14 protein-coding genes are annotated in these 19,211 nt (G+C 44.9%); 2 read left to right on the plus strand and 12 right to left on the minus strand.

The window, feature by feature from the left end:
- Positions 1 to 7 precede the first annotated feature (7 nt).
- From RB622_RS00475 to RB622_RS00490, 4 genes are all read right to left on the minus strand, one after another.
- Positions 8 to 1,177, minus strand: coding sequence for a glycoside hydrolase family 18 protein (locus tag RB622_RS00475; RefSeq protein ID WP_308044503.1), 1,170 nt, complete (start codon positions 1,175 to 1,177; stop codon positions 8 to 10).
- Positions 1,178 to 1,538: 361 nt separating this feature from the next.
- Positions 1,539 to 2,381 (minus strand): serine O-acetyltransferase, encoded by an 843-nt coding sequence (locus RB622_RS00480; RefSeq protein WP_308044504.1) that lies wholly within the window; start codon positions 2,379 to 2,381, stop codon positions 1,539 to 1,541.
- Between the two features lie 99 nt (positions 2,382 to 2,480).
- A complete protein-coding gene (locus RB622_RS00485; protein WP_308044505.1) occupies positions 2,481 to 4,556 on the minus strand; it encodes a family 2A encapsulin nanocompartment cargo protein cysteine desulfurase in 2,076 nt (691 codons plus the stop codon).
- Positions 4,540 to 5,460, minus strand: a complete 921-nt coding sequence (locus RB622_RS00490; protein ID WP_308044506.1) for a family 2A encapsulin nanocompartment shell protein — start codon at positions 5,458 to 5,460, stop codon at positions 4,540 to 4,542. The genes RB622_RS00485 and RB622_RS00490 overlap by 17 nt, the downstream gene beginning before the upstream one ends.
- Positions 5,461 to 5,869: 409 nt before the next feature.
- Here RB622_RS00490 and RB622_RS00495 point away from each other — a divergent pair, with 409 nt between their 5' ends.
- Complete coding sequence (locus tag RB622_RS00495; protein ID WP_308044507.1) at positions 5,870 to 6,310, plus strand: transposase; 441 nt, start codon at positions 5,870 to 5,872, stop codon at positions 6,308 to 6,310.
- 39 nt (positions 6,311 to 6,349) lie between these two features.
- On the opposite strand, the gene RB622_RS00500 is transcribed toward RB622_RS00495, so the two are convergent.
- Positions 6,350 to 7,174 (minus strand): DUF481 domain-containing protein, encoded by an 825-nt coding sequence (locus tag RB622_RS00500; RefSeq protein ID WP_308044508.1) that lies wholly within the window; start codon positions 7,172 to 7,174, stop codon positions 6,350 to 6,352.
- 205 nt (positions 7,175 to 7,379) lie between these two features.
- On the opposite strand from RB622_RS00500, the gene RB622_RS00505 reads away from it, so the two are divergent.
- Positions 7,380 to 10,772, plus strand: coding sequence for an SNF2-related protein (locus RB622_RS00505; protein WP_308044509.1), 3,393 nt, complete (start codon positions 7,380 to 7,382; stop codon positions 10,770 to 10,772).
- Between the two features lie 97 nt (positions 10,773 to 10,869).
- Here the strand turns inward: RB622_RS00505 and RB622_RS00510 are convergent, their stop codons facing one another.
- The 7 genes from RB622_RS00510 to RB622_RS00540 form a co-directional block, all read right to left on the minus strand.
- A complete protein-coding gene (locus RB622_RS00510; protein WP_308044510.1) occupies positions 10,870 to 11,142 on the minus strand; it encodes a UBP-type zinc finger domain-containing protein in 273 nt (90 codons plus the stop codon).
- The gene (locus RB622_RS00515; RefSeq protein ID WP_308044511.1) at positions 11,142 to 12,803 is read right to left on the minus strand and encodes an FAD-dependent oxidoreductase; all 1,662 of its coding nucleotides are present in this window, start codon (positions 12,801 to 12,803) and stop codon (positions 11,142 to 11,144) included. Before RB622_RS00515 ends, RB622_RS00510 begins: the two co-directional genes overlap by 1 nt.
- 33 nt (positions 12,804 to 12,836) lie before the next feature.
- A complete protein-coding gene (locus tag RB622_RS00520) occupies positions 12,837 to 14,255 on the minus strand; it encodes an ATP-binding protein (RefSeq protein ID WP_308044512.1) in 1,419 nt (472 codons plus the stop codon).
- A gap of 153 nt (positions 14,256 to 14,408) precedes the next feature.
- Positions 14,409 to 15,353: an L-histidine N(alpha)-methyltransferase gene (locus RB622_RS00525; protein WP_308044513.1), complete on the minus strand. Its 945-nt coding sequence runs from the start codon at positions 15,351 to 15,353 to the stop codon at positions 14,409 to 14,411.
- Positions 15,354 to 15,434: 81 nt separating this feature from the next.
- On the minus strand, positions 15,435 to 16,592 hold the full coding sequence (gene egtB, locus RB622_RS00530) for an ergothioneine biosynthesis protein EgtB (protein WP_308044514.1): 1,158 nt from the start codon (positions 16,590 to 16,592) through the stop codon (positions 15,435 to 15,437).
- Positions 16,573 to 18,153, minus strand: a complete 1,581-nt coding sequence (locus tag RB622_RS00535) for an ABC transporter permease/substrate-binding protein (protein ID WP_308044515.1) — start codon at positions 18,151 to 18,153, stop codon at positions 16,573 to 16,575. The genes egtB and RB622_RS00535 overlap by 20 nt, the downstream gene beginning before the upstream one ends.
- Positions 18,150 to 19,106, minus strand: a complete 957-nt coding sequence (locus RB622_RS00540) for an ATP-binding cassette domain-containing protein (RefSeq protein WP_308044516.1) — start codon at positions 19,104 to 19,106, stop codon at positions 18,150 to 18,152. Before RB622_RS00540 ends, RB622_RS00535 begins: the two co-directional genes overlap by 4 nt.
- Positions 19,107 to 19,211: the final 105 nt, after the last annotated feature.

Here is a 19,211-nt window from a genome sequence, read left to right on the forward strand (position 1 = left end):
CTTTAACTTATTTCAGCGATTTATTAATTTCATCCAGCAAATAGCCCTTCGGATCCGAATTATATTCCCAGAACATCACGCCACCCAGTTTATTGGCCAGCACATATTTACATTTTTCGTTCACCGATTTTTCATCATCATAACCGATAAAAACCCTGGTCTTTTCATTGTACAGATAAGGCGCTTTCGCCACTTCATCCCGATATTCCTTATAGCCCTTTTTATTTACCAGACTGTCCTTAATGTAGCCGTAGCCATCGATGTAAGCTTTCGCAACAGACATTTGGCCCAGAATAGTCTTGGAGTCTTTCCCCAAAGTGAATGAGCGGCCATAAAACGGAATTCCAAGCACAATTTTTCCCGCCGGAACACCTGCATTCATGTAAGCCTTCACGCCATTGTCAGCCGATTTTCTCGTTTTGAATTTATCGGTTGCATAAAGTCCGGCATGGTGCACGGTCGTATCACCTGAGAAAAGATCGTAGGTCATCAGGTTGACAAAGTCAAGATATTGCTGCGCTTTACCCATTTCCGAATGCGGAATAAATTCTTCCCAACCTGCAACGGCCGTCGTCAAAAGCTTTTTCTGACCATCTTCCTTTTCAAGAACGTCCAGTTCTTTTCTGATCGCCTCAAACATCAGCGTAAAGTTTTCCTTATCCTCGGGGCGGTAAACGTTGCCTTCCTCACCCGGCATGGCAGGATACTCCCAGTCAATGTCAACGCCATCCAGTTTATATTTTCTGATAATGTCAACCGAACTTTTCGCAAATTCCAACCGCGAACTGTCCGTAAGCACCGCATCAGAGAAGTTTTCGCTCCAGGCCCATCCACCGATTGAAATAAGAATTTTAAGGTCCGGGTTGATCTTTTTAAGCAGGTTCAGCTTCCTGAAATTGGTTGAATCGGTCTTTTCATTGGTAAGAAAAGCCTTTCCATCCTGCACATTTACGAACGCGTAGTTGATATGGGTAAGCTTGTTCGCAGCAATTTCATCGGTATTAACCAGACCGTGGAAACCGCCAACATAGCCAATGATCACCGGTTTAGCCTCGGTTACCGCTGATTTTTCGCTCTCTTTCCCACCACAGGACATAACCGATGCGCCCAGGGCAACACCTGCCAGAAGAGAAAATGCTGCCTTTTGAATTTTGGATCTTTGAAATAATGAAGTCATTTGATAAGGGTTTGTTTAGAAATGCAAACAGCCGGAATCTAAATTTCCGATACAGTCCAAATTTCTAACAAAATTCCGTTGAAATCTAATTTATCACCTGCACATAACGACTACATTGGGAGAATATCAGGCGCTGCTCGCAAATTCTTAGGTAATTAACTTCGGCTGTCGGCGATCGGCTGTCAGATTTGGCTGAAAAAAGAATTAGCATCGGAAAGACGATATCGATTCAATTTGATAAAGAAGTTGTTTAAACTGATAGATCATCCCTTTGGGATTTTGCGGGTTGATGGATTTTTTTGCAGCTCTATCGGCTTTCACCTGGGCCACCCAGACGGTCATATGAAGGTAAGAAATTAAATTACAAACTGTTGGTGTTACTTTCTTCGATCACTTCACGGGGCGTGATCCGTAACTGATGCGTATTGAAAACCTGCGAATAAGGCTCAATGCTTTTGGTCAAAAATACGCTTCCGCCGATGATACTGTTTCTACCGATGACGGTATCTCCCCCCAGAATGGTAGTCCGGGCATAGATAATCACGTTGTCTTCCACAGTCGGATGTCTTTTAATATCGGCAAGGTCTTTGGCAACCTGCAAGGCTCCCAGCGTTACACCCTGATAAATACTGACGTTTTTTCCAATGACCGTCGTTTCGCCAATGACGATTCCCGTGCCATGATCGATCATAAACGGAACACCGATCGTTGCATTCGGATGAATATCCACGCCGGTTTTCCCGTGTGCATATTCGCTGACGATACGGGGCAATACCGGTATTTTCAGCTGGGTGAGCTTGTTGGCGATACGGTAAACCGTGATGGCATAAAACCCCGGATACGAAACAATGACTTCATTGACACTGGTCGCGGCCGGATCATACTCGTAGATCTTACTGGCGTCAAGGCGTAAATCCTGATAAATCCCTTCCAGCGCATTGTAAAATTCACTGACCACACCGACAATATCCAGTCCGGAAGGTTCCAGATAACTCAGCAGAATATTTTCAAGATCAATCTGATTTTTCTTTAAAATCCCCTCATAGGATGATTTCTTGGGCAAATGATTACTTGGAAACAAAAACTGGACAAGGTCATTGAGCCACGAAATGGCATCATGAGACGATGGCGTGGCTTCCCATTCGGCATGGTGGGTTTTACGCAGCAGGTTAATTAACGACTGCGTATTTGTTATTTTATTCATCGGTCATGGTCAGAAGATAACCGGCTGTCTGTTAAATTAAAAAAGCAATGAACCGCCAGCCGGTTATCCTGGGTAATTTATCCTGAACTTTTCAATAATCTATCTGCCTGCGCTGCGAAGGCGGTAAAGTGTTTCCACCAGCAGGTCCACATCCGAGCAGGTATTATAAAATGCCAGCGAAGGACGGACTGTGGTTTCAACCCCAAATCTCCTTAAAATCGGCTGCGCACAGTGATGCCCCGAGCGCACGGCAATTCCCTGCTGATTTAACGCCGCACCCACCTCTTCTGTTTTATAACCTTCAAAAACAAATGAAAGAACAGACGCTTTGTCGGGTGCCGTGCCGATCAGACGCAGGCCGGGAATGTCTTTCATCAGATTGGTCGCATAAAGGAGAAGATAATGCTCGTACTGATGGATCACATCGATGCCGGTCTTGTTGACATAATCAATCGCTGCACCCAGACCAACGGCATCCGCAATATTTCCCGTTCCGGCTTCAAAACGGTTAGGTGCATCATGGAATTTGGTATGCTCAAAAGTTACATCCTGAATCATGTTTCCTCCACCCTGCCAGGGCTGGGTTTCATTTAGCAAGTCCTCTTTTCCGTAAAGCACACCTATGCCTGTTGGTCCAAAAACCTTATGACCGGAGAAAACAAACCAGTCGCAGTTCAGGGCACGTACATCTGAACGCAAATGTGAAACCGATTGTGCACCGTCCACAAGTACCTTAGCGCCGGCTGCATGCGCCATCTCTACAATCCGTTTTGCAGGCGTTACCGTACCGAGGGCATTGGACACCTGCGTAAACGAAACGAGTTTGGTCCTTGGATTTAACAGCTTGGCGTATTCATCCAGCAAAACCTGCCCGTCGTCATCCACGGGAATAACACGGAGCTTTAATCCTTTTTTTGCGGCGAGCTGCTGCCAGGGAACGATGTTGGCGTGGTGTTCCAGATGGCTGACAATAATCTCATCGCCCGCAGTCAGGTGCTGCTCTCCCCAGGTTTTTGCCACGAGATTAATCGCTTCGGTAGCCCCGCGAACGAAAATGATCTCATTGACAGAACCCGCATTCAAAAATAGCTGAACCTTTTGACGTGCACTTTCATAGGCATCTGTGGCGCGGGCTGCAAGCTCATGGGCGGCGCGGTGAATATTGGAATTTTCGTGCTCGTAGAAATAGGTAATTCTGTCAATAACCTGCCTGGGTTTTTGCGTGGTTGCCGCATTATCCAGCCAGATCAAGGGTTTACCATTTACGCTTTCCTGGAAAATCGGAAAATCCCTTTTAATTAAATTCACATCAAACGGAGCAGCACCTGCACCGTTTTGGATATGGGGAAAAGATTTTCCGGCAAGCTGCGAGCCATGACTGTTCGTTGTCGAGAACGGATCATTCCCCTGAAAACCCGCACCGGATAAAAAATAATACTGAGAACTGCCCAGCCCCGGATTTGTCGGAAGCTGAGGCGTGCTTTGAAAGGTATTGAGTGAGCTCCAAAGATCGTGTACATCCGGCTCAAAAGCTTTCTCAGCAGAAAAAGGAAAAGCATCACCAGGAGCCGAACCGTTTTGAATAACCGACGGAGAAATTCCACTTCCTGCCAGCGAGTGGGGCACATGCCCAAGTCCGGTTGAAGCCGGCGCCTTGGGAACGCCTATATGCGGGTCATGAAAACTCGTTTGCGGATCACTCAGATTTACGGCATTACCATGCTGCACGGCCGAAGGCGAAACGCCGCTTCCCGCAACAGAGGGTGAGGCATGGCTGAGTCCGGGATGATCCGTTTGTGTTGTAAGCTGATCAGGCCTGCTGCTTTGCAAGCCACTCAGATTTACTTCACGATCCTTTTGAACACCGGAAGGCGATACCCCAAACCGGGAAACCGGCGTGTTTTCGACGGGGAAATGTGGATCCGGCAAACTGGTCTGCGGATCATGCACATTAAACCCTTCACCCTTGCTAAACAACGAAGGAAGCCTGTCATGAACCAGGTTCAATGATTTTTCCAACCTTGGATGATCAGCCAGATCGGGTGAAAAATTGGCTTTCGGAACCTCATTGGGCAGTAACGAGAATAGCTCATTGGCGAGTTTTTCAAGCTCTGCCACATCAGGCAATCCCGAAATATTTCCGTCCGCGGGGAATTGATTAGTATTTATACTCATGATAGTTTCCTATTTCTACGTCTTCAAGTACCGCAATCGCATCATCCACCAATACCGCCAGCGAACAATACAGCGATACAAGATAAGATGCAATGGCTTTGTCGTTAATACCCATGAAACGTACTGATAAGCCCGGAGACTGCTCGCCCGGCAAGCCTGGCTGATACAACCCTACCACGCCCTGACGGCTTTCGCCCGTACGCAGCAGTAAGATCTTGGTCTTCCCATTTTCAATCGGCAATTTATCAGAAGGGAAAAGCGGAATACCTCTCCATGTAATGAACTGCGACCCGAAAAGTGAAACCGTTGGAGGTGGTACGCCTTTGCGGGTACATTCACGGCCGAAAGCAGCGATCGCTTTGGGATGCAGCAAAAAGAAACCCGGCTCCTTCCACACTTTGGCGATCAGCTCATCCAGATCATCGGGGGTCGGTGCTCCGTTACGCGTCGAGATACGCTGTGACGGAACAATACTTGCCAGCAGGCCATATTCTTCGTTGTTGATAAGCTCACTTTCCTGACGCTCCTTAATACTTTCGATCGTCAGACGAAGCTGCTCACTGATCTGGTTATAGGGTTTGCTGTAAAGATCCGAGACGCGGGTATGCACATCCAAAACCGTATTGACCGCATTCAGATTGTATTCACGCGGATGTTCAACGTAATCGATAAAGGTATGCGGTAACTCACGCTCATCACGACCGGAACAATCCACTTCCGCCACACTACCCTCTTTTACTTTGTTAAGACGGTAAACGCCGGATTCCACAGGAATCCAGTTCAATAAATGAGTAAGCCAGCGCGGGGTTATCGATACCATCTGAGGCACCGTACGCGTTGCGATGGCTAACTGCCTGGCCGCTACGTCACCAAGCGCAGTCTGCTTTTCGTTTAATTTTGGCATTTGCTTATTTGTTAATTGAACAGAATATTAACTTGACAATTCGAAACGGCTGTGGCCTAAAATCTTAGAAACCACACTGCAAACATACAGGAATCCGTTTTTAGCAAACGGCTAAAACAGGGAGTCTACCACAGGGCCTGTTCAGTCACTTGTCTCCAAAAAACGGCGGTCCAAATAATTCTGGTACTCAGCGGCAGAGGTATGCTAAAACAGGAATTTTATTTTGTAATTTAACATAAATAAGGAAGAAAATTCTTCACAAAGCCCTATGGTTTTAATAGATTTTATGGAATTGTCAATCGGATATTGTACCACAAAAATTATTTATATACTAATTCCATAGACTTTATATTTTTATTGAAATAAGTATGTAAATTTGGCACATAGTGGAATTCAGAACTTATAGACTATGCTTTCAAAAGACCTTATCGATGCTTATAAGAATGAAGATTTAGCCGCCGAAGCGTTTAAAGAATATCGCATGCGAAAGGGTATTGCCTGCAAAAAATGCGGTTGCAGCAATCATTACTGGTTAGCCTCCAAGCAACAGTTTCAATGTAAAAAATGCAGGTTTCGCACCACGCTGCAGAGTGGTACTTTACTGGAAGGAAGCAAATTACCGGTTTCTTACTTTTTTATTGCCTTACACCTATTAATAAAAAAGGGGAATGATCTTAAAATCGAAGAATTTCAGGAGCAGACCGGACATAAATACAGTGAACCGCTGTATGACTTTTTGAGAAAAATAAAGTTTTACCTTAAAAATAATGATCAAAACGCTATACTCATTGACTTTCTGGAAGTGGTGAACGGGAATTTTATCGTGCAAAAAGTAGAAACCAATTTATAAATTGATGGTTAACTGAATAACCGGGCTGTTCATGTCCGGTTATTGCCGGTTGCCAATCGAAACACCGAACGTTAACCTGGAATCGGACTTTCTTCTTGAAGCTTCCACAACACTCTCGTACGAGTTTTCATAGCTCGTCCTTAAAACCACCCATTTGTTGACCGGAAACTCCAAAGATACAACCGTATTCCAGCGCAGATTTGAAAAGTCTGTGATTGCAGGCTGCACAAAAGTGATGTGGTTGATCCTGAACCGGTCTTTTGCAAAAGAGTGTTTACCCTTTACGCGGAATGAATTTCGCTGAACGCTTTTTGTGGGTAATTTTCTAAAATTGGTCGATTCATGCACAATAGCATTGGTAAGCAGCAACCGGTTTTTGCTCGTATTGATAACCCGGTAACCGACCCCGGCGCCCGCCATGGCCCGCAAAGTGATACCTCTCAAATTGCTTGTTTCCAGGGTACCCAAACCAAAAACATAAGTCTTTTTTTTCTTAAAAACGTCGATAAATAAATCCACATAGGAATCCCGCTCAGCCAAAATCCCGTTTTGCTTTCCATAGGTAAATCGTGGATTGGTCGCAATGGAGATTACCGGCCCCGCCAGAATGATTTCGGCCCGCAAAACCATCAGGCTGCGGTTTACATTACCGCGCGTAAAATTTCCGTCCCCGATAAAACGGTAGCTCAGCGTATCAAGCTTAAAAACGGAAGGCGTAACCAGCGTATCCGGTGGGAAAGTGGTTATAGAATCTGCGGCAGGAACCGATGAGCTATCGATTTGCTGCCCGTAAACATGCTGACAAAGAGCGAAAAAGACAAAAGTTAACGACTTAAAAAAGAAATTGAAAAATGGTTTTCTCATAACAAGTTTTACTGTAATACCACGCCAAAAACTCAGCCTGCTCTCCTACTTAACAATTTCGGGCGTTGTTTATTGTCGTCAATGCAACTGAAAATTTCGTACGGGTGCAAGCCGCAGCGATGCTGATAATTCCTTCAAATAAACTTAATTTCACACATTGGAACCAAGTTTCCAGGTATATTTAATCCCAGGAATCTCTGTAAGAATGCTGAAAAAACCAGGTATAAGCGAGCGAATCAACGAGTTAAAATTTCACCGGAACGATTATGTTTTTGAAAATTTTAACGTTTCAGCATTAAATCATGCTTTCATTTTAAATTATAGCTCCTCGTTGACGGAAACCAGCAAACGCGGTTTTTTTGATATTCAGCCAAAAGTTATTGAAGTCAATTTCGGGACTTTCACAATTCCGTCCGTGACGATGGACCTTGTGGTCTCCATCAAACAAAGTGCGCACGCATTGACCCTTTCCTGCCCGTGCAGTGCCGAAAAAAAGACGCCGTGTGAGCATCAGGTCCAGGTTTTGTATAACATCATGGACCGAAAAGACCTGCGGGTTTTCTTCGATGACAAACTCCGTTTTTCCCAGATAAAACTCGTCGCCATTGATTATGGCCTTGACAATGAAAGCAATCTGGACGATTATTTTCGGTTGGAACATGCCAACAAGGCTTTTGAGATCAAACCCAAATTAAAGCATCTTTTTGCGGTCAACGATGCAACCAAAACCTATTTAAAGGAAAATCTGGTTCCAAGACAAAATCCGCTTTTGCCAAAGACGGCTGCTTCAAAGGACGTCTCGAGAATGATCATCGTTTTCGGACAGCATAAGTATTACGATCATTTTTACGTCGGGCTTTTTGATGCGCAAACCACCCGGGACGGGAAAATAAAAAATCCGTTGAGCGCGGTTAACCCACTGGATTCTATCTGGAAACTCGACAACGCCGAAGAGTTGAAATTTTACACCGGCGTCTCAAAATTCCAGAACCAGTACCGCTCCGGAAAGTCAGATTCCGACATCGACGGCCTGAAATCGCTGGTAAAAAATCCGCTTAAACTGGACGTGTTTTACCACGACACCAAGGTTTCCGAGAGTATTTCGGCCGCTTCCCTCGTACCCGTTATTCTCCGGACTCTCCCGGTTGACCTGACTTTGCTTGTGGATGTGAAAGACAAATTTCATGAAGTTTCCGGCCAGCTTATTGTCGATGGAAAACCGTTTGCGCTGGAAATCCTGAAAATCAGATACAATTATTTCGTGATGATCAATGACACCATGCACCTGATCGAGGATACGGACGTGCTGCGCGTGATTGATTTTTTCAAACAAAACAATAATAAAATCCTGGTTCACGGAAGCAAGTTTGAGGAATTTCAGCATACGATCCTTTCAAAAGTTGAAGATAAAATCCGTGTTACGTATGCCTATCTGAAACCGGCAACGCAGGTACAACGCCAAGAAAACGGTTTTGAAAGAGAAAATGCACCGATCATTTACCTTTCAGATCTGGATAATTACATTCTGATCACGCCGGTGATGCGCTATGGAAATATCGAAATTCCGGTGCTGTCCAAAAAGCAGATTTATTCCACCGACAGCAAAGGAAGACCTTTCACTGTCGAGCGCGATGATGATCTGGAAGTGCAGTTCACAGCCACATTGCTCAGGCAGCACCCTGATTTTTATGACCAGCTTGGTAAGGATCATTTTTACCTGAGCAAGGAAAGATTTCTGGATGAAGGGTGGTTTCTGGATGCTTTCGAGGAATGGCGTAATCAAAACATCACAGTGCTTGGCTTTAACCAATTAACAAATAATAAGTTAAATCAAAACAAGGCCACTGTTTCGGTTACGATCAACAGTGGAACGGACTGGTTTAATACCAGTATCCAGATCAAGTTTGGGAAGGAAACGGTCACGCTGAAACATCTTCATAAATCCATCCGGAATAAAAGCAAATTTGTGCAGCTGGGTGATGGAACGGAGGGTATTTTGCCGGAAGAATGGATCGTAAAATTTGCAAAATATTTTGAATCCGGGGAAATTGTCGGCGAGCAGATCAGGATACCCAAAGTTAATTTCTCGGGTGTTCTGGAATTGTATGAGGATGAACTGTTGAGTCAGCCGGTCAAAAATGAGCTGCGGCTTTATCAATCCAAATTCTCAGATTTTGAGTCCATCCAACCAGTTGAAGTCCCAAAAGCGTTGAATGCTTCGCTTCGTACGTACCAGAAAGAGGGCTTAAACTGGCTTAATTTCCTGGACGAATTTGGCTTTGGCGGGTGTCTGGCCGATGATATGGGGCTTGGAAAAACGATCCAGATCATTGCCTTTATTCTTTCGCAGCGAGACAAAGGGCATCAGAATACCAACCTGATCATCGTGCCGACTTCACTGATTTTCAACTGGCAGGCGGAGGTCGAAAAATTTGCACCATCCATTAAAATCCATACCGTATACGGGTCTGCCCGGGTTAAAGATCACCATGAATTTGACCAGTATGAGATCGTCCTGACTTCTTATGGCACGCTGCTTTCGGATGTGAAATTTTTAAAGGAATACCGTTTCAACTATATTTTCCTGGACGAATCGCAAGCCATTAAAAATCCGGAATCTCAGCGTTACAAAGCGGCTCGTTTGCTTCATTCCAGAAATAAAATCGTGCTGACAGGTACGCCGATTGAGAACAACACTTTTGATCTCTACGGGCAGCTTTCGTTTGCCTGTCCGGGGTTATTGGGCAGTAAAATTCAGTTTAAAAATCATTTTGCCATTCCCATTGACCGCTTTGAAGACAGTAAACGGGCAAAGGAATTGCAGAAAAAAGTTAATCCATTTATACTAAGAAGGACCAAACAGCAAGTTGCGACCGAACTTCCCGATAAAACCGAAATGATCCTTTATTGTGAAATGGGAGCGGAACAGCGTAAGGTTTATGATTCTTATTCCAATGAATTCCGGAATTTTCTTCTTACCAAAAAAGAAGGCGATCTGGGACGTGACAGCATGAATATCCTGGCCGGGCTTACCAAACTTAGACAGATCTGCAACGCGCCTTCGCTGATCAATGACCAGGAATATTACGGCGATTCCTCAGCCAAAATTGAGGTTTTGATCGAGCAAATTGAAACCAAGGCGCCTCAGCATAAAATCCTGGTTTTTTCACAGTTTGTGACCATGCTGGATCTGGTAAAAAAAGAACTTATTGCCAGAAATATCCCATTCGAATACCTGACCGGACAAACAAGAAACCGGGCAGAAAAAGTAGCATCGTTTCAAAGCAATGCGGGTATCCGGGTGTTTCTGATCAGTTTGAAAGCGGGTGGCGTAGGACTAAACCTGACTGAAGCTGATTATGTTTACCTGATTGATCCGTGGTGGAATCCTGCCGTTGAAAACCAGGCCATTGACAGAAGTTACAGGATCGGCCAGAAGAAAAATGTCGTTGCGGTGCGTTTGATCTGCCCGGATACGATTGAGGAAAAGATTATGAAAATGCAGGAATCAAAAAGAGATTTAGCCAATGATCTGGTTAAAACCGATACATCAATTTTGAAATCGCTTTCGAAAGGTGATTTGATTGGGTTGCTATGATCTGGGCTATTTTTTCTATAATACTATGATCCCTTCGGAATTTTTCCCAGCGTTTGCACATTGAGTCAAAATTCCGAAGGGATCATAGTAGCTTTTGTTAATCGTACTCGACAAAGGATTCATCCTCGTAACACCACAACCACTTTTCACCCCGCTCAGCCGAGCTTACAACCGGATGCCCTGTGGCATGGTAGTGTTTGGTCATGTGCGTTGAAGGAGAATCATCACAGCAAAGCGTTACGCCGCAAGTCTGGCAGGTACGCAAATGAACCCATCTACCGCCTGCTTTGACGCACGCTTCGCACTCATGTTTTTCAGCCGTTTTAATGTCAGTGATCGCACTGATGTGACTGCAAATCTGTTCCGCCATTATATCTCGCTTAAATATTGATGAACCAAACTAATCGACATAGAACCTTCCCCGACGGCGGACGTCACCCGGTTCATCGCACCGGCGCGTACATCGCCTGCCGCAAAAATCCCCGGTGAACTTGTTTCCAGGAGATAAGGGTCGCGATCCGCTTTCCATACCTGTTTAAACTGGCTATAACCATTCATATCACGGCCGGTTTCAATAAAGCCCTTGCTGTTTTTGATGATTTCCAGACCAACCCAATCCGTGTAGGGTTTAGCACCTATAAAAATAAAAAGTGCATCAGCCGAAACAGCACGCTGTTCCTTCGTGTTCAAATCAATCAGTTTCAGGCCTTGCAAGTGTTTCTCGCCACAGGCTTCGACAATTTCAGTACATCCCAAAACCTGCACATTTTCGGTCGCCGTGAGCTGATCAATCAGATAGGATGACATGGATGAGGTCAGATCATTTTTTCGTACCAAAATGTAGACCTGTTTGGCAAATTTGGAAAGATGCATCGCCGCTTGTCCGGCCGAATTTCCTCCGCCCAAAACATAAACCTCCTTATTTCCGCAGGAAGTCGCTTCTGTATTGGCAGCACCGTAATAAACCCCTTTTCCCGTAAACTCCTCAATACCGTTTATTTCCAGTTTACGGTAATCTACACCGGTCGTAATCACCACAGCTTTGGCATTAATCTCTGTCCCGTTTTCCAGAACGATCGTTTTGTACTTATCCTTAATCTTTATTTCCTTAACCGATTGCGGAGAAAGAATTTCCGTTCCAAACCGGGTTGCCTGCGTCACCGCTCTTCGGGCCAGGTCTGCGCCGCTTAATCCGGAAGGAAATCCAAGATAATTCTCTATACGTGAGCTGGTTCCGGCCTGCCCGCCCGGCGCTCTTCTTTCGATCAGCAGCGTGCTTAACCCTTCTGAAGCGCCATACACCGACGCAGCAAGCCCTGCCGGCCCCGCACCGATAATGATCACATCATAGATCTGCTGTTTTACCGCGGCGTTCAAGCCGATTTTGGTAGCAATATCAAGTACAGACGGATTTTTCGCCAACGAACCATCTTCGAAAATAACGACGGGAAAATCAGCCGTTTCAAAATTATTTGTTCCGCAAATCTGCTTTCCCTGTTCACTGGACTCAATATCCATCCAGTTATACGGAATCAGATTTCCATATAAAAAGTCCTTGATCTGATGTGATTTGGGTGAAAACTGATAACCCAGCACTTTAATACCTTTAAAATCCGGGCGGTAATGCGCCTGCCAGTCGTTGAGCAAATCATCAATGGCCGGATATAGTTTCTCCTCAGGTGGATCCCAGGGTTTCATCAGATAATAATCCAGCTGCACATCATTGATGGCCTTAATAGCCGCATCCGTATCCGAGTAAGCCGTTAGCAACACACGTTTAGCATCCGGAAATATCTTTTTTGCTTTTTGCAGAAAATCTACGCCCTGCATTTCCGGCATTCTTTGGTCTGATATAAAAATGGCAACTTCTTCTCCCTTATTCTGAAGATCCAGCAAACTTTCCAGCGCTTCCTTTACCGACGAAGTACTCAGAACGCGATACTGGTCCCTGTACTTCGTTTTAAGGTCGCGGGTGATAGCCCTCAAAACCTGCGCATCATCGTCAATTGAAAAAATAATTGGCAACCCCATATTTGATTTTTAGTTAACGAATTCAGATATAATTTATCCCTCAATTGGAAAACAAACCACAAATTCCGTCCTGCCAGGTTCGGAATGAACGGTAATGGTTCCCTTATGCTGTTTTACGATCCTTGAAACCACATCCAGTCCCAGGCCTGTCCCCTGCCCGATTTTCTTCGTAGTAAAAAAAGGGTCAAATATTTTTTTCAGGACTTCATCAGGAATTCCCACGCCATTATCAATAACCGAAACACAAACAAATTCCCGGTCACGCCGGGTTTTCAAAGTCAATTCAGGATTTTCACGACCTTCCAAAGCATCCGTAGCATTGTCGATCAGATTGGTCCAAACCTGGTTTAACTCTCCGATCATTGCTTTTACCGGCGGCAAAGTTTCATCATAATCTTCCACGACAGTAATATTTCCCTTTTTGATCTTATGGTTGAGCATGATCATCGTATTCCTGATCCCGATACGGATATCAGCAAAGATCTTATCACCACCTCCATCCATGTGGGTAAAGGTTTTCACCGAATTCACCAGCTCCGAGATCCTTTTTGAAGCCAGCCCGATTTCCGAAACCATCCGCTCCGTCGTAAAACTGTTGTTAATCCAGATTAACAGGGGAGATAATTTCCCGGCCGGTATATAATTTTTTATTTCTTCCAGATCTGCAATAGAAAGGCCAAACTCAACAAAATTCTCGGCCATATCGTATACATTTTTTATCCCTTCCTGCGCGTCAAGCCAGTCCGTGATTTCATCCTCCTTATCGGCACGCTCCATCATCGTCAAGCTGGGGCGTTCCTTGTTATCGAGCGCCTTATGGATTTTCGCATTAACGCTTTCAACATCAGCCGCATCAAGTTTGATCGATATGAGCTGTTTGAACGCATCGGGCAAACATTGTAAATGTTTTTCCAGGGAAACAGAACCTCTCACGATGGCTGCCGCAGGGTTATTAAGTTCGTGGGCAAGCCCGGCCGAGAGTTTTCCCAACGCCATCATTTTCTCACTCTGCTGCTCTCTTTCCGTAAATTCCCTGATCCGTGAAGCCATCACATGAACCAGCACCTGAGTCAGTTCATAATTAAGCTGAATCAGGTCCCTCATCTTTTCCCTGGGCAAAGAAATTACCTCCGTTTCTTCCCGACACATCGCGTTGGCAAAAATACTTTTAGCCCTTGAAAACGGTAAAAGGCCCGTAATCGCACCGCCCACCAAGTCTGCGACAAATAGTCTTTCATTATTTTGCAATCGGTAAAACTCGACCCTGCCCCGAATAATAATGTGCGTGTGAACGATCGGATCGTTGACTTTCGCAAAAAAATCCCCCTCTGCAAAAATCCTGTGCTCACTTTCATCAATAAACCATTGCAGCTGTTCATCAGGCACTTCCTTCAAAACTTCAATGTTTTTCAAATCTTCAACAGTAACCTGCTTTGTTGCGACTTCCTTCATGGTGGTATTTTTTAGGACTTGGATATCGGATGTTCTAAATCAATAAGCCGGGGAAAAATTCCTGAACGCAATTACTTTACAAGCTAAATTAGTGAAAATTAACGGGCTATCGCTGCGGAACAAGTCCGCCAAATTAATTATTACAGCAATAAATCAGGGTTTGGTCCACAAACTGTCCGTAAAATAATGCTTGCAATCCATGAAATGTTCGATCAGTTTAAATCCGCTCATTTTTGCCAGCATTTCAATTTCTGCAAAGGTATATTTCTTGGATAATTCAGTCCATATCAACTCATTTTGCCGAAAGGAGTAGCATTGATTCGTCGCATTCAAATGAACATCCTGTTGTTTTAAGCTGACCAGATAACTCCGTACTTCTCCGTTGACAGGATTATAATGTGCGTAAAAATCAAAAAATTCTTTCTTAAAATTGCCTCCAAGCTCGCGGTTGATCCTTTGAAGCAGATTCATGTTAAAAGCCTTGGTAATACCCTGGCTGTCATCATAGGCATTGCGGATCGTGGCAGGGTTTTTCTGCAAGTCAAAACCGATCAGCAATTTATCTCCTTTTCGCATATGGCTGTTAAATTGCCCAAGAAGCTCATGGGCCTCAGGGTCGGTATAATTGCCAATATTGCTTCCAAGAAATAAAAACAAACCCGGTCTTTTAAACACGGCCAGCTCTTCGACCATTGAAAAATAATTTCCTACAAGCGATTTAATTTTTAAACCCGGCAGATGGCTGATCATATTCGCTTCGAGCGCATCGATGGCCTTTTGGGAAATATCAATCGGAACATAGGTAAAATCCACCCGGTTTTCGATCAGTTTTTTTAATAACTGACGGGTTTTTATACCATCCCCAGCCCCAAATTCAATGATATTAAACGGCTCATGAAAATCGAGCCTTGAAATAATCTCTTCCCTGTGGATCGATAAAATCTCAAACTCGCAAGGCGTTGGATAATATTCAGGCATTTTCATAATATCCTGAAAAATCACACTGCCGATATCATCGTAAAAATATTTTGAGGAAATATGTTTTAAGGGCGCCCTAAGGCCCTGGTCTACATCTTTAGCAAAAGTATCGTTGGTCATGGGGTTTTAGTGAGTTTAAAAAGCGGTCGGCTTTCAGATCCCGGTATAGGTAGCCGAAAGCTGACCGCCGATTGCCGAAAGCTACTTCGCCAGTCTGATTCCGGTGTATTGCCAGCGCTCGCTGGTGTGAAAAAAATTACGATAGGTATGTCTGCTGTGACCCGGCGAAGTGGCGACCGAAGCACCTCTGAGCACCATGGTGTTGATCATGAATTTACCATTATATTCTCCCACTGCTCCTTTTGCCTTTGTAAAATTTGGATAAGGCAGATAGGCGCTGTTGGTCCACTCCCATCGCTTGCCCCAGGCAAAATGATACGAGGCAATTTCCCATTCAAATTCGGTCGGCAGCCGCATTTCCTTCCACTGCGCATATGCAGCGGCTTCGAAAAAACTGACATGGCTCAGCATGGCCTTCGGATTGACTTTTTGCAAACCGGCCAGGGTAAAATAATGCCATTGATCCTCAATCTTATGCCAGTACATCGGCGCGCTTATCTGGTTTTCATTCACCCAGGACCAGCCTTCATCCAGCCACAAATTAAAATCCTGATAGCCCCCCGCTTCGATGAAAGTGATAAATTCTTCGTTGGTAACCAGCGCCTTGCTGATTTCAAAATCCTGCGCATACACCTTATGATGGCCGAGTTCATTGTCAAAGCAAAAATCATCGCCCTGATGCCCTATTTCGTAGACACCTTCGGTGATCCGGACAAAACCGGTTTCTCCGTTAAGATCATCCGCCAGATTATGGTCGGGATCGTAAACCGGAAATGTGGGATTATGACCTAAAATATATTTGATATCGGTGAGCAGCAGTTCCTGATGCTGCTGCTCATGATGCAGCCCCAGCTCGATCATCGACAGCGCCTTTTCGTCCGACAATGTCGCCAGCAAAATATTCATATGCTCATCCACATATTGGCGGTAAGCATACACATGACTGACCTTGGGACGCGTAATATTTCCCCTGTCGGTTCGCAGCACCCGATCACCGACATTGTTGTAATAACTGTTGAACAGGTAGTTGAAACTCTGGTCAAAAACGTGGTAATCCGCCAGATGATTTTTCAGGATAAAGGTTTCAAAAAACCAGGTGGAATGCGCCAGATGCCATTTGGGCGGACTTACAAACGGGACCGGCTGCGGTACATAATCTTCCGTTTCGAGAGGCTGACAAATCCGTTCAGTGTACTTCCTGACAAGGTTATATCTTTCTCTAATGTTGGTGGTTTTCATTAGACAAATAATTTTTTAGATCTGAAATAGTCTTAATATTCAGGGACTGTGCCTGAGCCCGGCGCATCATCAGGGCATATGCATTGTTAAAGCCGATGGGTTTTAGCCAGCTTAACTGGTATTGATCGGAAAATTTTTTTCGAACAAAATCAAACACCTTATTGCGGTCGGCGATAATCGGATCAAGCGTTTTTTTATCCGGTTTTAAAATCACCAAAAGCCCCGTCCCGGTATATTCCGGGTACATATCAATCTCATTGTTGGTTAATGCATCAAAACAGATTTTTGTTCCCCCAAGGCCAGTTCTGGTTACAACTTTTAAATTTGTATTGCCTTCGATCAGCATTTTATAGATATTGATCAGAATATACTGCTCAGCAAAAATCTTCGACCCCAACCGGATTACACCTCCCTCCGAACCGCTTTGCGGCTTTTTGTAAAGCCCTTTTGCCAGCATAAAGTCGAGCGCTACTTTTTCCGGGAGTTGTTTCTCATAATCCACACGGTAATTTAGCTCGGTCATCACAGAATCGTTGATCACCCCCGAAAGCAGGTCCAGCGCGGGCTGCAACTGAGGATATTTTGCCAGCACATCCTGCCGGACCAGCGGAGCCGCGTAATAAGGAGGAAAAATCGTTTTGTCATCTTTTAGCGTGACAAGATCATAGGCCTTCAGGCGACCGTCGGTGCTATAACCACTGATCACATCCAGTTTCCTTTCAAATGCAGCTTTATACATCACCGCATCGCTGATCACAACGGTCGGAATGTTGAGTTTGTATTTGGATTTGAGCCCCAGAGAACCATCCTCCCGTCCCATAAATTCTGGCGTAAACCCGGCTAATATTTTTTCCTTCGCATAGGGAATGATGTAAAATGACGAAAATAATATCAGTAAAACGGGCAGGATAACCGCCACTTTCCGCATGCGCTTTAACCTTGCTTTCTGAAACAGGGAAAGTAAAAAATCGAGCAGAATCGCCAGCAGCGCAGCCGGAATCGCACCCGCCAGAATCATGTTCGTATTATTCAAGGCAATACCGCCAAAAATAAATTCGCCCAGCCCGCCCGCTGCAATGTAGGCGGCCAGTGTTGCCACGCCCACGTTGATGACCGTTGCCGTTCGGATCCCCGCCAGAATAACCGGCATCGCCAGCGGAAGCTGAACGTTCAATAAAATCTGCCATTTGCTCATCCCCATCGCAGCTGCCGACTCTGTTACCGCTGGATCTACCCCGGTAATTCCGGTATAAGTATTTCGAATTACGGGTAGCAACGCGTAAAGGAAAAGTGCCGCAATTGCAGGCAAAGCCCCTATTCCCAAAAGCGGGATCATAAAACCCAACAGGGCAATACTTGGAATCGTCTGCAAAATTCCCGCGATGCCCAACACAACCCACGCTGTCCTTTTTCTTTCGGCAATCCAAATGCCAAGCGGCAGGCCAATGGCAACGGCTATAACCAGCGAAACACAGGTTAAACCGATATGCGCGATCGTTTGATCAAGCAGCTTATCGGATTGCTGCAACATAAACTGCCATAAATTCAGCTGCTCGCTCATCGGTTTCTTTTTATTTCAAGATAAACAGACTGAATGGTCTGTATTGTAATTTCCTTAACAGAATCAGTGTCTGCATTGATTACTGAGAGCATTTCCTGATTGTTTTCAGCTAGCAGTTCCATACCTTCCCACAAGCTTTGGGCACTTTCTAAACTGGCCTCGGAACCCCGTTTTGCATCCGGTAATTCCTTCCAGATATCCTTAAATTTGAGCGCACTCAATTCCAGCTGCAGGCGCTGATGGCTGAAAAAATTTCTCGAAAATTCATTTTCCGGGCCAAAGATCAGCTCCTTTGGTGTACCCGTCTGCATAATCCCTCCTTTATCCATCAGACAAATCTGGTCCCCCAGCGCAAAAGCTTCCTGCACATCATGAGTCACCAGTACAATTGTTTTACTTTTCAATTCGGGAAGTTCAAGAAACTCCTTTTGTACCGCTGCCCGGGTGATTGGGTCCAGCGCGCCGAACGGCTCATCCATTAGTAAAACGGGCGGATCTGACGCCAGTGCACGCGCTAAGGCGACACGCTGTTTTTCTCCTCCGCTTAATTCATCCGGATATTTGCCCGCGTACTCAGTAACCGAGAGTTTAAGCTGTCTCAGCAAATCCTCAGATCGCTGTCTGATTTTCTTCTGATCCCAACCTAATAATTTTGGAACGATGGCAATGTTTTCAGCGACCGTATAATGCGGAAACAACCCGCTGTTTTGAGAAACATACCCAATACTGCGTCTTAGCATTTCGGGTTTTAGGGAAAAAATATCTTCCCCGTTGATGCGTACAGCCCCAGATGAAGGCTCAATTAACCGGTTCAATATTTTCAGTGTAGTGGTCTTCCCACAACCACTGGTACCGAGTAATACCAAGGTCTGCCCTTCCTTTACCTGAAAGGAAATGTCTTTTACTGCCTGAATTCCATTAAAATCTTTGCTGATATTTTGGGCAATGATCATCGGGATCTGTATCGGTTATTATCATTTTAAGCAAAACAAATCATCGCCTCCCCCTTTCACAATACATCAATTTACTTGTCGCGTGCCATAACAAGATCCAGGTTG

The sequence above is a fragment of the Dyadobacter sp. LHD-138 genome (assembly GCF_030929615.1).
GTDB lineage: Bacteria > Bacteroidota > Bacteroidia > Cytophagales > Spirosomataceae > Dyadobacter.

Excerpts from the sequence above, each read along its gene's own strand:
- RB622_RS00500 (WP_308044508.1), bottom strand. The coding sequence starts at position 7,174 with ATGAGAAAACCATTTTTCAATTTCTTTTTTAAGTCGTTAACTTTTGTC.
- RB622_RS00510 (WP_308044510.1), bottom strand. The coding sequence starts at position 11,142 with ATGGCGGAACAGATTTGCAGTCACATCAGTGCGATCACTGACATTAAA.
- RB622_RS00535 (WP_308044515.1), bottom strand. The coding sequence starts at position 18,153 with ATGAGCGAGCAGCTGAATTTATGGCAGTTTATGTTGCAGCAATCCGAT.
- RB622_RS00475 (WP_308044503.1), bottom strand. The coding sequence starts at position 1,177 with ATGACTTCATTATTTCAAAGATCCAAAATTCAAAAGGCAGCATTTTCT.
- RB622_RS00485 (WP_308044505.1), bottom strand. The coding sequence starts at position 4,556 with ATGAGTATAAATACTAATCAATTCCCCGCGGACGGAAATATTTCGGGA.
- RB622_RS00480 (WP_308044504.1), bottom strand. The coding sequence starts at position 2,381 with ATGAATAAAATAACAAATACGCAGTCGTTAATTAACCTGCTGCGTAAA.
- RB622_RS00525 (WP_308044513.1), bottom strand. The coding sequence starts at position 15,353 with ATGACCAACGATACTTTTGCTAAAGATGTAGACCAGGGCCTTAGGGCG.
- RB622_RS00490 (WP_308044506.1), bottom strand. The coding sequence starts at position 5,460 with ATGCCAAAATTAAACGAAAAGCAGACTGCGCTTGGTGACGTAGCGGCC.
- RB622_RS00515 (WP_308044511.1), bottom strand. The coding sequence starts at position 12,803 with ATGGGGTTGCCAATTATTTTTTCAATTGACGATGATGCGCAGGTTTTG.
- RB622_RS00495 (WP_308044507.1), top strand. The coding sequence starts at position 5,870 with ATGCTTTCAAAAGACCTTATCGATGCTTATAAGAATGAAGATTTAGCC.
- RB622_RS00540 (WP_308044516.1), bottom strand. The coding sequence starts at position 19,106 with ATGATCATTGCCCAAAATATCAGCAAAGATTTTAATGGAATTCAGGCA.
- RB622_RS00520 (WP_308044512.1), bottom strand. The coding sequence starts at position 14,255 with ATGAAGGAAGTCGCAACAAAGCAGGTTACTGTTGAAGATTTGAAAAAC.
- egtB (WP_308044514.1), bottom strand. The coding sequence starts at position 16,592 with ATGAAAACCACCAACATTAGAGAAAGATATAACCTTGTCAGGAAGTAC.
- RB622_RS00505 (WP_308044509.1), top strand. The coding sequence starts at position 7,380 with ATGCTGAAAAAACCAGGTATAAGCGAGCGAATCAACGAGTTAAAATTT.